Raw genomic sequence first — 270 nt, 5'->3', positions numbered from 1 at the left:
CTTTTAGAATAAAAAACGCAAAAACTATTTTAATTGACAACTGCAATTGGGTAGTCACGTCTGATACTGGAAATAGAGCTATACTATGGGTTGATGGGGCTTGTGATGAACGTGTTTCTATTACAAACTCAAATTTTGAAAATAAATGTGCTGGCAATGCAGGTGGTGTAATCGCTATTAGAATGATAAATGATTTAAAAGATATTACATCTTTCATGGCGAATTGCTCATTAATTACAGATTCTTGTGATGAATTATATTCAATTCAAA

At 31.5% G+C, this 270-nt stretch carries 1 protein-coding gene; it reads left to right on the top strand.

Features of this window, described 5'->3' with window-relative positions:
• Positions 1 to 270, top strand: a 270-nt coding sequence (locus ABFY71_RS18890) for a hypothetical protein (RefSeq protein WP_347947414.1), incomplete at both ends; no start/stop codon positions are given.

Origin of the sequence: Devosia alba (assembly GCF_039938915.1) — a bacterium.
Classification (GTDB): Bacteria; Pseudomonadota; Alphaproteobacteria; order Rhizobiales; family Devosiaceae; genus Devosia; species Devosia alba.
The sequence above is the reverse complement of the archived record's forward strand: the minus strand, read 5'-3'. Positions and strand labels throughout refer to the sequence as shown.